This is a genomic window from Burkholderia sp. Se-20373, from assembly GCF_017104705.1.
GTDB lineage: Bacteria > Pseudomonadota > Gammaproteobacteria > Burkholderiales > Burkholderiaceae > Burkholderia.
The window spans coordinates 1-12,537 of record NZ_JAAGPH010000184.1; the positions used below are offsets into that span (position 1 = coordinate 1).

Sequence of the window (12,537 nt, forward strand, 5' to 3'; positions counted from 1 at the left end):
TCGTCGCCCGCGCCCGCGTCGTGCCAGCGGATCAGCTCGTCGGCGACATGCTCGGCCGTGCCGATGAAGTTCGGGCGCGGCGTGGCGACCGCGAGCGCCGTCTCGCGCAGCGACAGGCCTTTCTGTTTCGCGTCGGCCTTGATCCGGTCGGTGGTCGAACGGAAGCTGTTGCGGCCGAGCTCGCCGAGTTCCGGGAACGGCGCATCGAGCGCGTACTGGGTGAAGTCGTGGTGATCGAAATAGCGGCCGAGATACGCGAGGGCCTCGTCGATCGTCAGCAGGTTGCGGATCGCCTGGTATTTGTCCTCGGCCTCGGCTGCCGTGCGGCCGACGATCGGCCCGATGCCGGGGAAGATCTTCACGTCGCTGCCTTGCCGGCCATGTTCGGTCGCGCTCTGCTTCACGCGCCGCGTGAACGCGGCCGTTTCGTCGAGCGACGGCGAATGCGTGAACACCGCATCCGCATACTTGCCTGCGAGCGCGATGCCGGTGTCCGACGAACCGGCCTGGAAGATCACCGGCTGCCCCTGCGGCGAGCGCTGGATGTTGAGCGGGCCCGCGACCTGGAAGAAGCGGCCATGGTGGTCGAGCGTGTGGAGCTTGTCTCGATCGAAGAAGCGGCCGGTCGCGCGGTCGCGCACGAAGGCGTCGTCGTCCCAGCTGTCCCACAGGCCCTGCACGACGTCGAGGTATTCGTCGGCGATCTCGTAGCGCAGTTCGTGATCGGGATGCGCCTTGCCGAAATTCTTCGCGGTGCCTTCGAGCGGCGTCGTCACGACGTTCCAGCCCGCGCGCCCGCCGCTGATCGCATCGAGCGACGCGAGCTGGCGCGCGACCGTGAACGGCTCGCTGTACGACGTCGAGATCGTGCCCGCGAGCCCGATCTTCTTCGTCGCGACCGCGAGCGCCGACAGCACGGTCAGCGGCTCGAAGCGGTTCAGGAAGTGCGGGATCGACTTCTCATTGATGTAGAGGCCGTCCGCGACGAACGCGAACGCGATGCCGGCGGCTTCCGCCTGGCGCGCGATGCCGATCGCGAAATCGAGGTTGATGCTCGCGTCCGGCGGGTTGCTCGGGTGCCGCCATGCATTCATGTGGCTGCCTGCGCCTTGCAGCATCAGGCCGAAGGGAATCGATCGTCGGGTCGTCATGGGCACGTCACGCGTTCTGGTCAGGGGAAAGGGAGCGGTCGGCCGCGAGGGCCGCTTGCAACGGCGTGGCCGACAGCGCGCCGCCGAGCCATTCGGCCGATGCGAGCCGCGCCGCGTAGTCGGTCACCGGCGAATCGATCACGAACGCATCGACGTCGAGCCGCCGGCTCAGCGCGTCGAGCGCGCGGTGGATGCGCTCGGGCGTATCGGCCAGCACCGTCGGGCGCAACTCGTCGATCCGGTAGTCGGACGCGCCGCTCTGCCGCGCGAATTCGGCGGCCGCCTGCGCGCTGGCGAGATTGAAGCTCTGGCCGCCCGCGAACTGCAGCCTGAAGATCTTCAGCGGCCCGATCAGTTGCTCGGCCGCGTCACGCGTCGGCGCGGCCACCGCGTACAGCGCGACCAGCGGCCGGGTGCCGCCCGCGCTGCGGTACGCGTCCAGCGAGCGTTCGAGGTTTGCGTCGTCGCCGTTGAAATGCCCCGCGTAGCAGAAGCGCCAGCCGTTGCGCGCGGCGAGCGCGCCGCTGTCCGGCGAGCCGCCGAGCAGGATGCGTTCGGGCGCCTGCGGCGGCACGGGCAGCGCGACGGCGCCGGCGAGCGGGTGATCCTCGGCGACGCCCCAGCCGAGAAACGCGTCGAGCTCCGCGAGCTGGCCCGCGAAGTCCGGCTTGCGCGCCTTGTCGTGGAACCATTGCAGCGCGCGCGTGGTCAGCGGCAGCCCGCCGGGCGCCTTGCCGATGCCGAGATCGACGCGGCCCGGCGCGAGCGCGGCCAGCACCTTGAAGGTTTCGGCGACCTTGAACGGGCTGTAGTGCTGCAGCATCACGCCGCCCGAGCCGACGCGGATGCGCGACGTGTGCGCGAGCAGGTGCGCGACGACGACCTCCGGCGCGGAGCTGGCAAAGGCCGGCGTGCCGTGATGCTCGGCGACCCAGAAGCGTTCGTAGCCGAGCTGTTCGGCGCGCTGCGCGAGCGTCGTGGTGAAGCGCAGCGCGTCGGCGGCGTTCGCGCCGTCGGCGATCGGACTCTTGTCCAGCAACGAAAGCGAATAAGACATGGTGAGCGGCGTTCCTGCGTGAGCGTGAAGGGACGGTGAGCGTGCGCGGCGTTCAGCTCTTCGGCAGCCCCGGCGGATTCGTGCGCGACTGGTCGATCGCTTCCGATGCGAGGTTCCAGCGGTCGAGCACCTGCTGGTAGCGGCCGTTCTTGATCAGCCCGTTCAGCGCGACGGTGAGCGGATCGGCGAGCCCGCTGCCGCGGCGCGTCGCGATCGCGATGTCGGCCGTGCGCGGCCAGCCGCCGCTGATCGCGCCGACGAGGCGCGTCTTGCCTTGCTGCGCGCTCTGGTACGCGAGCACCGAGTTCACGCTGAACACCGCATCGGCGCGGCCCGACTGCACGGCGACGATGCGCATCGCCTGGTCGTCGTAGTACTGGATCTGCACGGGTTTCAGCCCGTGCGCGACGTTCTCGCGATCCCACGCGAGCAGGATCTTTTCCTGGTTGGTGCCGGCGTCGGTCACGACACGCAGCCCCGCGACGTCCTTCGGCTCGCGGATTGCCTGGATCTTGCTGTCGTTGCGCACGTAGAAGCCGACCTGGTCCTTGCGGTAGGTCGAGAAATCGAACTTCTGCTTGCGCTCCTCGGTGACGGTGACGTTCGAAATCACCGCGTCGACTTTTCCGGATTCGAGTGCGAGCGGCCAGTCGGCCCACGCGAGCGCGACGATCTTCAGCTTGCGGCCGAGGCTGTCGGACACGAGCTGGCCGACGTCGGCGTCGAAGCCGATCACCGTGCGCGCGTCGGTCGCATACGAGCTGATCGGCGGCAGGCTCGGCGCAACGCCGATCGTCAGCGTGCCGGGTTCGGCGAACTTGAACGACGCGGGCACGGCGCGCTCGACGGCCGCATCGGCCACGCCGCGCGGGCGGCCGCGCTGCTCGGGGCTCAGGTCGAACGTGGCGGCGGCCGCGGCTGCGGCGAACGCGGTCAGGCCGATCAGTGCGGCGGCCAGCGTGCGCACGGCACGGGAAGAAAGCGGTACGGCTCGTTGCATGACAGCGTCCTGGAGTGGCAAGCGGAAATCGGAGGGAAGCGGGGGGGCCGTCGCGGTCAGCGCGACAGCACCGGTTCGGGCACGGGCGCCCACAGGTCGGCCAGCGTCGACGTGCGCGACGGATCGGCGAGATCCTTGCCGAACCGCAGGTGAAAATACGCTTCGGGGTCGATCGACGCATCGAACAGCCGCGTATAGCCGGTGCGGTCGTACAGCGCCCATGCTTCGGGCTGGCGAAAGCCGGTGGTCAGGTAGACGCGGCGATAGCCTTGCTGCGCCGCGCGCAGTTCGAGCGCCTCGACGATGACGCGGGCGAGACCCTGGCGGCGCAGGTCCGAGCGGGTCCAGATTCGTTTGAGCTCGGCGGTCTGCGCGTCGTAGCGCTTGAACGCACCGCCGCCGATCGTTTCGCCGTCGCGCAGCAGCAGCACGAACGCGCCTTCGGGCGGCGCGAACACGTCGGCCGGGTAGCGTGCGAGCTCTTCGCGGGCGGATGCCTCGCTGTCGGGCCGATACGCGTGGTAACGGGTCGAATACTCGTCGATCAGCGCGTCGATCAGCGGTTGTGCGCGGACGTCGAGCGGCGTCGTGTCGATGATGCGGTCGGTCGTGGCCATGGGCATCGCGAAGGGCGCGCGATGCGGACGTTCCTGGCGGGGTGCGGGCACGCGGCCCGTCCGGTCTGTTCCGTTATCGCGACGCGGTTGTCGTGATGGCGGCGGCCGGTGCGCATCCTGCCGGAATGCAGAGGGCGGGCCGCCGCCGTTTCGAACACGTTAGCGGCGCGGCCGGCAAAGGCGAACGAAGCAATTCCGATAAGGATTTCGTGGCGGGCGTCAGAAGGCTTGCAGGATGAGTGGGGTGAGTATTGCGAGGGGAGCGCGCATGCGTCGAAGCCAGTGCTTGACGCATGCGCGTGATGCCGACGGGCGAGCGCCTATGCGGCTCGTAGTTCGGCGAGGAGATCCGGATGGCGATCCAGGAGCTTCAGCAATTTCACGAGGGCGAGCGGCGGATTCGTCTTGCCCGTTTCGTAACGGGAGAACGCGTTGACGCCGCCGCCGAAGATCTCGGCCGCCTCGCGCTGGTCCAGCTTCAGCTTCTTGCGCACCTTCGCGATGTACTTCGGGTCGACGAGGGTGGCGTTCACCTGCTTGTTGAATTCGGTGATCGCTTCGCCGAGACGGGTCGCCTCGTCGAGATCCAGCACCGATTCCCCGCAGGCCGGGCAGAAATCGCCGGTGATATCGCGGACGACAGTCGACCGGCCTTTATAGGTATAAGGGATGTCTCGCGTGTCGCGGACCAGCTTGGCCGCACCGCATGCAGGGCACTTCATGTTCAACGCTCCTTGAAAGACACGATCAGCACATCGTCGATCACCGTCAGTTTCAGGTACACGTCGCCACGCACCGTGAAAGGCCGGTAGACGTCCTGCCAGATCGTGTGGTCGGCGTACGTCGTCATGCTCTTGTGGAAGTCGAGATCGGTCAGCGACAGCACGACACCGAGCGCCTCCCTTTCCGTGAAACCCAGTTGTCGAGCGCCGAGCACCGCACTCGTGGTTAGCCGGACCTGGCCGGATTCGACGAGCGCTTTGACGCGAAGCAGCTTGCAATGAGGCGTTCTCTTTTCCATCTGCGATCATAACCAAGTAAGTTAATTTGTCAAGTTGGTTAATGGCGAGCGCATGCCGTCCGCCATGACTGGCAGACAGCAAGGAAAGGAGATGGGTCCGGATTTAGGCCGTCTGGCCGATGCTCGGCGGCGCCGACAACTCCGCCAGCTGGAACAGGCAATCGCCGCGCTGCACCTGCGCGGGTACGCGCTTGCACACCACTTCGCCGTCACCCTTGAAGCGGTGCAGCACCGGCTCGCGCAGCGGCGTATCGGGGAAATGCACCCACGCGGCCGGCTGCCCGGCCTTCACCTGGTCGCCGAGTTCGACGAGCGGCTCGTACAGCCCGCGCTCGTACGCGTAGACGAAGTGGCGCTCGCCGTCGACCCGCATGAAGCGCGTGACGGTCGGCGGCGCATCGGGCACGAGCGCGCCGTGCAGCAGCCCGATATGGCCGAGGTAGTGCAGCAGCCCGTGGCGGCCCATGCGGATCAGCGACGGATCGGCCATGCCCGCGCCGCCGAGTTCGGTCACGATCGAGATCGCGCCCTGGCGGCGCGCGGCCGACGCCGAATGCACGGGATTCGGTGCGTGCAGCAGCGCATTGTGCAGCCCGAACGCGACCAGCAGCCCGTTGAGCTTCGCGGCTTCGTCGGCGTCGAGCGGATCGATCGCGAGCATGTTGCCGCCCTGGTACAGCAGCGAGCTGCCGCCCGAGTGCAGGTCGACCAGATACTGCGCGCGCGACAGCAGCGCGTGCTCGATGTAGTGGGCGATCATCTGCGTCGGCGTGCCGGTCGGATCGCCGGGGAAGCTGCGGTTCAGGTTGCCCTCGTCGAGCGGCGACACGCGCAGGCCGGCATCTGCCGCCGGGAAATTCGCCATCGGCAGCAGGATCAGCTGGCCGCTGACCATCTCGGGCTCGATCTCGCGCATCAGTTGCGACACGATGATCTGGCCTTCGTACTCGTCGCCGTGATTGCCGGCCATCACGAGCGCGACCGGGCCGTCGCCGTTGCGGATCGACGCGATCGGGATCGGCAGCCAGCCGTACGCCGAGCGGTGGACGGAATGCGGCAGCCGCAGGTAGCCCGCGTGCTTGCCGGGTGCGTCGAGATCGATTTCGCAGTGGATGGGATTGCGGTGCGAGGAAGAAGAGGCGGTCATGGCGGCATCGTTCGATGAACGGAATTCGCCATCTTATCGGGAAACGACCGCCGCGCGCCGCGCCCGACGCGCGCAACGCCGAACGCCTTCAGGCGGCACGCGCATGGATCTTGGGTGCGGCCAGTTGCACAGCAGCCGATACGCGAGGCCCCGTGCGATGTTGCAGCGATGAACGCATGGCGGCTCCGCCGGCCGCGTTCCGGCGTGATGTTTCGCGCCGGCCCCTTGCCGCGGCAGGGCCGGCGCGTGCGGCCGCCTTACCGGCCCGATGTTTCAGCTTCGAGACGGCCTTCTTCCCACAGCGCCCAGAAACGGCTGCCGGCGCGATATGGATTGCCGCGGCGTGCGCCGTGATCGGCGATGCCCTGGCGAAATGCGCCGTACAGCGTCAGCGGCGGATTGTCGACGCATCGGGCCTCGCGTGCGGCCGGCATGCGGCTTTCGGACACGAGCCGGCGGATCAGCGATTCGCCGTCGATCACGTCGAGTGCGTCGAGGGTTTCGCTGCGGCTGAGGACTTCGACGGTATTCATGTTGGGTCTCCCTGACAACCTGTTTTCCTGACAGGGAGCAATAAGAGTGCCAGGTTCAAAAAGCCTGGCTTTGCCTCGATCGTGCAGGCTTCTGCAGCCAACGTGACGCGTGGCGGGCGGTGATGTTACGGAACACGTCACGTGACATGCGAACACGCGACCTCACGTACAGCCACGCAAAGCGTTTCGGAATTGAATCGTCGGGAGGAGGCGGAGGCGGGGGAAAGCGGCTGCGCAGCCGGGTCAGCTCGCGGTGACGGGCGTGACCCGGCTGCTGCCGCTCGAATAGAAGCGATAGATGCCCTTGCCCGCGGACTTCGCTTCGTACAGCGCGCTGTCGGCCTGCCGGATCAGTTCGTCGGGGGAGCCGTGCCCGTCGTCGAGCGCGATGCCGATGCTGATCCCGAGGCTCACCGTCTCGCCGATCGACAGCGTGTACGGCGCCGAGATCTGCCGGATGATGCGCGCGGCGAGGAGCGAGCACGCATGCATCGTCGTGTCGTCGATCGCGACGACGAACTCGTCGCCGCCGATGCGGGCCGCCAGCGCGCCGGACGACAGCGTCTTGCCGAGCCGCACGGCGACCTGCATGAGCACGTCGTCGCCGGCCTGGTGGCCGAACCGGTCGTTGATCGCCTTGAAGCCGTCGAGGTCGAGATACATGACGGCGAGCGCGGGGCCCGGCGCGCGCGGCCGGCGCGCGAGCATCCGCTTGAGCTCGGCATGCAGTTCATGACGGTTCGGCAAGCCCGTGAGCGCATCGTGCCGCGCGAGATGCCGGATGTGCTGCTCGGTCCGGCGGCGCGCGGTGACGTCCTCGACGATGATCACCGCGTTGCCGTCGGGCACGCGGTGGCGCGTCAGTTCGAGCTGGCGGCCGTCGGCGAGCACGACGTCGAGCGGTACAGGCTCGTCGCAGGCCAGCCAGCGCTCGCACTGCGCGGCGAGACCGGCGCCGCCGGGATCGATCGCGTCGTTCGCGCCGAGCGCCGCGACGACGGCGGGCAACGGCGTATCGAGCATGATCTCGCGCGGCGAGCCGAACAGGTGCGCGGTGCGCCGGTTCGCGACGATCACGCGGCGCTCGCCGTCGATCATGCACAGGCCGTGCGGCATGTAAGTGAGCGCGGCGTCGAAGCGCGCGACGAGTTCGGCGTTGCGCTGACGCGCGGCGATCAGCGCGACGAGCACGCGATAGTGACGCTGGACGACCGTGCGCATCGCGGCGAGATAGATCGCGAGCGGCGGCAGCAGCAGCCACGCGCCCGACCGGTGGGCCAGCAGCGCACCGACGCCGATCGGCAGCACGCCGAGCGTGACCTGCATCATCGCGAGCCGCGGCAGCGCCGAATTGCGCGACGCGATTCCGCCGAACACGCCGCCCGCGACCATCACCGACAGCGTGCCGAGCTCCACGTCGACGGCCTGCACGCAGCCCATCACGCCGAGGCCGAGCACGAAGCACGCGACGAGCGACACGGGCGCATAGCGCATCGCCCAGTATTCGGCACGGTCGTCGCCGGCGTTGCGTTGAACGGTGTACGCGCGCGCGATCGAGAGCCGCGCGATGAGGAGGCCGACGTCGGCGATCAGCCACGCGAGGCACCACAGCTGCTGCAGCCGGATCAGCGCGACGGCCGCGACGAAGCCGCTCGCGAACCCGGAGAGCGCCATCGGTCGGACGTCCTCGAATAGCGTAACGAGCATCGACGGGCGCAGCGCGGCCGTCACACGGTGGTTGCCGGAGGGGGGAGTGGCGAGAACGGAGTGCAGGAGAGATGCCCTGACTGCCATGGTTTTTAACCTCGACACGATGTCGCGTGATGTCGCGATGGCTGGCGGCGCCCGCACGGCACATGGCGGATGCCCGGCCACGCCGGATGCGCACGACATTACCATGAAACACGGGCCGCGCGGGTTGCCCGGGTGGATACCCGGGGAGGCCCGCGGCACCGCTCGCCGCGCCGGCCACTCGTCGTCAACCCCGCCCGCGAATGGCTTGCGCATTCGTCGGCGCCGGGGCAGCATCGAGGCGAACGGAACGCGGCTCGGCGACCGGCAGGAGACCCGTGTGAGACCGCTCGCCGTGCACGGCGCACGATCGAAACCGCCGTAACCGGGCACGCGACACGGTCGAACGACACCCGCGACCGGCTGTCGCAGCCCGGCTGAATACCGTTATAAGAAATTCAATAAGTATTTCATGCGAGAAATACTATAGGCGATATATCTAAAACAATGCCAGAATGCGCGCCGCTCCGAACGTCGCGACACCCGATCGCCGTCCGAGCCGCATCAGGAGGTTTCCCCCCAATGAAAAACCACGGCCTGTCACGGCGGGGTTTTCTGAAAGCCAGCGTGCTGGCGGGCGTCGCGGTGTATGTCGCGCCCCTGGGCAGCCGCGCATTCGCGGCGCTCTTCGAAGAAAAACTCCTCACCCCCGTCAAATGGGATAGCGTCACCGGCATCCCCCAATTCCGCATCGACGGCATCGCGAAGGTCACCGGCTCGAAAGTGTTCGCCCGTGACGTGCGCGCCGCCGACATGCCGCACTGGCCGCAGCAGCAGTCGCATGCGCTGATCCTGCGCGTCACGCAGGCCGACCGAATCTACGAAGGCTTCGACCTGTCGCTGCTCGGCGACGACCTGAAGCCGGACCGCGTGGTCACGGCCGACGATCTCGTGCGCGACGGCGTCGCGTTCCCGACGTTCTACGGCGACGACATGCTGCTGCCGGCCGGCAAGACGCCCGCGTATCTCGGCCATGCGGTCGCGATCCTCATCTATCACGACTTCGCGCGCTTCCGCTTCGCGAAGAACGCGCTCAAGTTCCGTGACGACGTGATCCGCTACGGCGCGGTCACGGGCCCGCTCGAGCGCGATCCGTGGGGCACCTTCCGCTACGTGCGCGTGGGCGGCAAGACGGCCTATGACGACGACGTCTATTCGAGCCTGAAGGACGCGCCGATCTTCCCGAGCATGATGCGCAAGCACCTGCCGGTGTGGCCGGACGGCAAGGAGCACGGCAAGCTCGACGAGCAGGGCATGTTCCTCGCCGGGCAGATCGCCAGTGAGCTCGACCATCCGTCGGCCGACTGGCTCGTGTTCGAGCGCGAGTACAACACCCAGTCGGTCGACACGTCCGCGCTCGAACCGGATAACGCGAACTGCTGGTACGACACCGCGACGCAGTCGCTGCACCTCGTCGTGCCGACCCAGTCGCCGCTCGAAGTGGCGGAGAACGCGGCCGCGATGGTCGCGAAGTGCCGCTTCCCGGTGAAGAAGCTGTTCGTCCATCCGTGCTACACGGTGGGCTACGGTTCCAAGGATCACTTCAACGTGCCGTTCTACGGCCTCGTCTGTGCGCTGTACGCGGACGGCCGCCCGGTGCGTTTCGCGAACGACCGCTACGAGCAGTTCCAGACGTCGCTGAAGCGTCACGCGTTCAAGATGCACTACCGCATCGCGGTGGACCGCAACACGGGCCTGCTGCAGTCGTTCAAGGGCGACTTCGAGGCGAACGGCGGCGGGCGCTCGAACTTCTCGCCGTCGGTGGCGATGGTGGGGGCGACGGCCGCGCAATCGATCTATTACTTCCCGAAGAGCGACCTGGCCGCGGTCGCGATCGCGTCGCGCGCGATCGATGCCGGTTCCGCGCGGGGCTACGGCACGCTGCAGAGCATGGCGGCGACCGAGATGGCGGTCGACGAGATCGCCGCGCAACTGAACATCGACCCGATCGATTTCCGCCTGCGCAACGCGCTGCGCTCGGGGATGAAGAACACGCAAGGGGCGATTCCCGCCGGCGCGCTGCGCGTCGACGAGGTGCTCGAGCGCTCGAAGCAGCATCCGCTGTGGACGCGCCGTGCCGCGCGCAAGGCCGAATACGAGGCCGCGAACCCGGGCAAGCGCTACGGCGTCGGCTTCGCGTGCGTGCAGAAGGATTTCGGCACGGGCGCGGAAGCGTCGTTCGCGAAGGTCGAATTCGACGAGAACGGCAAGGTGTCGCTGCAGCACACGGCGGCCGAGATCGGCACCGGGATGTCGACGTCGCAGGCCGTCGCGGTCGCGAAATGGCTCGGCCGTCCGGCCACGGACGTGCGCGTGGCCGTGACCGAGTGGCCGGACCTGCCGGTCGAGACCAGCGGCGATCCGTATCTCATGTCGCAGGCCGACCAGGATCGTCTGAGCGCGAACCCGCGCTGGTCGCCGAGCTATGCGTCGCCGTCGAGCGCGACGAACTCCGCGTACTACTTCACGCACAGCACGCGCGAAGCCGCGCGCGCGGTGTTCCGCTACGGCCTGTGGCCGGCGGCGATGTCGATCTGGACGCGCGGCCTCGGCGGCGGCCAGGCCGCGCCGTACACGATCCGCATCGAGGACGCGCGCTGGGTCGACGGCAAGCTGACCGCCGACGGCCTCGAGCCGCTGTCGTTCGAGCAGCTCGCGAAGCAGGCCCATGCGCTCGGCCTGCCGACCGGCGCGGTCGTGCACGTGTTCAACCGCTGGCAGTGGACCGACGCCGAGTTCGAAGTGGGCGGCACGGTCGAGCGCCTGCCGATCGACGGGCTGTCGCTGCGCGTCGGTGCGCCGAAGACGGGCGACAACGGCCCGGTGCCCGGCACCGCCGCACCGGCCGGCGCGACCGCGATGCGCGGCACGCTGGCGCCGACCGCGAACGGCTATCGCGTGCTGGACCGCAAGCGCGTGTTCATCCCGCCGACGAGCCGCAACAACGCGGCCGTCACGTACTACTCGGCAGTCGGCACGCTCGTCGAGCTGGCCGTGCACGAAGCGACCGGCAAGGTCGAGCTGCTCACGCACCACTCGATCATGGAGTGCGGCAACCAGATTTCGCCGCAACTCGTGTCGGGCCAGTTGCAGGGCGGTCTCGCGATGGGGATCGGCCACGCGCTGCACGAGTACCTGCCGCTCTATGAAGACGGCCCCGGCAACGGCACGTGGAACTTCAACCGTTACCAACTGCCGCGCGCGTCCGACGTCGCCGTCTGGACGCAGACGGGCGACGTGCTGCCGCCGCTGTCCGAAACCGATCCGCCGAAGGGCGTCGCCGAAGTGGTGATGATTCCCGTCGTCGGCGCGATCGTGAACGGCATCGCGCACGCGATCGGCCATCGTTTCACCGACCTGCCGGTGACCCCGCAAAAGATTCAGGAGGTGCTCGCATGACGACCGCCCAAACCGCGGCTTCGGCCGCGAGCGCCAGCGCCGCTGCGACCGGCGCGTCCGCGCCGAGCGCGGCTTCGGCCGCACCGGCATCCGCTCCGGCCGCGGCCGTGCCGGCTTCGGCCCCGGCTGCCGTCGAGCGTCCGCTCGTCCGGTTCCAGTCGAAACCGCTGTCGATCAACATCAACGGCAAGTCCGTCGGCCCGATGCAGGTGCCGGAAGGGCTGATGATGATCGAGTTCCTGCACGAATACGCGGGCCTCACCGGTTCGCGGCTCGGCTGCGGGCAGGGCATCTGCCACGCGTGCGTCGTGATCGTCGACAAGCCGGACGGCACGAGCGAGGAAATGCGCACCTGCATCACCGGCGCGCACTTCTTCCACGGCCGCTCGATCCGCACGATCGAAGGCCACGCGAAGCGCAACGAAGCGGGCGAAGTGGTCGAGCTGTCGCCGGTCCAGCAGAAGTTCCTCGAGCACTTCAGCTTCCAGTGCGGCTACTGCACGCCGGGCTTCGTCAACGCGGCGACCGTGCTGATCGAGCGCCTGAAGCGCGAACCGGTCGCGAAGGCCGACGTCGAGCGCACGATCACCGAGGCGCTCGATGCGCACCTCTGCCGCTGCACGGGCTATGTCCGCTACTACGAAGCCGTCAAGGACGTGGTGCTGACGACGCCGGGTCTCGTGAAGGACGCCGCATGAAACGCACATTCGCTCATCGTGTCGCGCGGGCTACGGGCTTCCCCGCGCTCGCGGCCGCCTGCGCGCTGCTGCTCGCCGCATGCGGCGGCCATGACGCGCCGGCCTCGAACGCGGCTTCCTGCG

The 12,537-nt window shown here is 68.3% G+C and carries 11 protein-coding genes; 2 read left to right on the forward strand and 9 right to left on the reverse strand.

Annotated features, from left to right (window positions below; translation table 11 throughout):
- From G3N96_RS34325 to G3N96_RS34365, 9 genes are all read right to left on the reverse strand, one after another.
- Positions 1 to 1,151 (reverse strand): LLM class flavin-dependent oxidoreductase (locus G3N96_RS34325; protein ID WP_206139950.1); only part of this gene is annotated, 1,151 nt, incomplete at its 3' end.
- Positions 1,152 to 1,158: 7 nt separating this feature from the next.
- Entirely contained in the window at positions 1,159 to 2,208 is a 1,050-nt protein-coding gene (locus G3N96_RS34330) for an LLM class flavin-dependent oxidoreductase (protein ID WP_206139951.1), read from the reverse strand.
- A 52-nt stretch (positions 2,209 to 2,260) separates the two neighbouring features.
- Positions 2,261 to 3,208, reverse strand: a complete 948-nt coding sequence (locus G3N96_RS34335) for an ABC transporter substrate-binding protein (RefSeq protein ID WP_089427440.1) — start codon at positions 3,206 to 3,208, stop codon at positions 2,261 to 2,263.
- A gap of 56 nt (positions 3,209 to 3,264) precedes the next feature.
- A complete protein-coding gene (locus G3N96_RS34340; RefSeq protein ID WP_206139952.1) occupies positions 3,265 to 3,825 on the reverse strand; it encodes a GNAT family N-acetyltransferase in 561 nt (186 codons plus the stop codon).
- A 320-nt stretch (positions 3,826 to 4,145) separates the two neighbouring features.
- Complete coding sequence (locus G3N96_RS34345; protein WP_206139958.1) at positions 4,146 to 4,547, reverse strand: type II toxin-antitoxin system MqsA family antitoxin; 402 nt, start codon at positions 4,545 to 4,547, stop codon at positions 4,146 to 4,148.
- A 2-nt stretch (positions 4,548 to 4,549) separates the two neighbouring features.
- Positions 4,550 to 4,846, reverse strand: coding sequence for a type II toxin-antitoxin system MqsR family toxin (locus G3N96_RS34350; RefSeq protein ID WP_206139953.1), 297 nt, complete (start codon positions 4,844 to 4,846; stop codon positions 4,550 to 4,552).
- Positions 4,847 to 4,949: 103 nt separating this feature from the next.
- The gene (locus G3N96_RS34355; protein ID WP_206139954.1) at positions 4,950 to 5,993 is read right to left on the reverse strand and encodes a succinylglutamate desuccinylase/aspartoacylase family protein; all 1,044 of its coding nucleotides are present in this window, start codon (positions 5,991 to 5,993) and stop codon (positions 4,950 to 4,952) included.
- Between the two features lie 257 nt (positions 5,994 to 6,250).
- Positions 6,251 to 6,526, reverse strand: a complete 276-nt coding sequence (locus G3N96_RS34360) for a hypothetical protein (protein ID WP_124576945.1) — start codon at positions 6,524 to 6,526, stop codon at positions 6,251 to 6,253.
- A 243-nt stretch (positions 6,527 to 6,769) separates the two neighbouring features.
- Positions 6,770 to 8,320: a sensor domain-containing diguanylate cyclase gene (locus G3N96_RS34365; RefSeq protein ID WP_206139955.1), complete on the reverse strand. Its 1,551-nt coding sequence runs from the start codon at positions 8,318 to 8,320 to the stop codon at positions 6,770 to 6,772.
- A 519-nt stretch (positions 8,321 to 8,839) separates the two neighbouring features.
- Between G3N96_RS34365 and G3N96_RS34370 the strand changes: the two genes are divergently transcribed.
- On the forward strand, positions 8,840 to 11,716 hold the full coding sequence (locus tag G3N96_RS34370) for a molybdopterin cofactor-binding domain-containing protein (protein WP_206139956.1): 2,877 nt from the start codon (positions 8,840 to 8,842) through the stop codon (positions 11,714 to 11,716).
- Positions 11,713 to 12,414 carry a (2Fe-2S)-binding protein gene (locus G3N96_RS34375; protein WP_206139957.1) on the forward strand — a complete coding sequence of 234 codons (702 nt, stop codon included), beginning with the start codon at positions 11,713 to 11,715 and terminating at the stop codon, positions 12,412 to 12,414. The genes G3N96_RS34370 and G3N96_RS34375 overlap by 4 nt, the downstream gene beginning before the upstream one ends.
- Positions 12,415 to 12,537 lie beyond the last annotated feature (123 nt).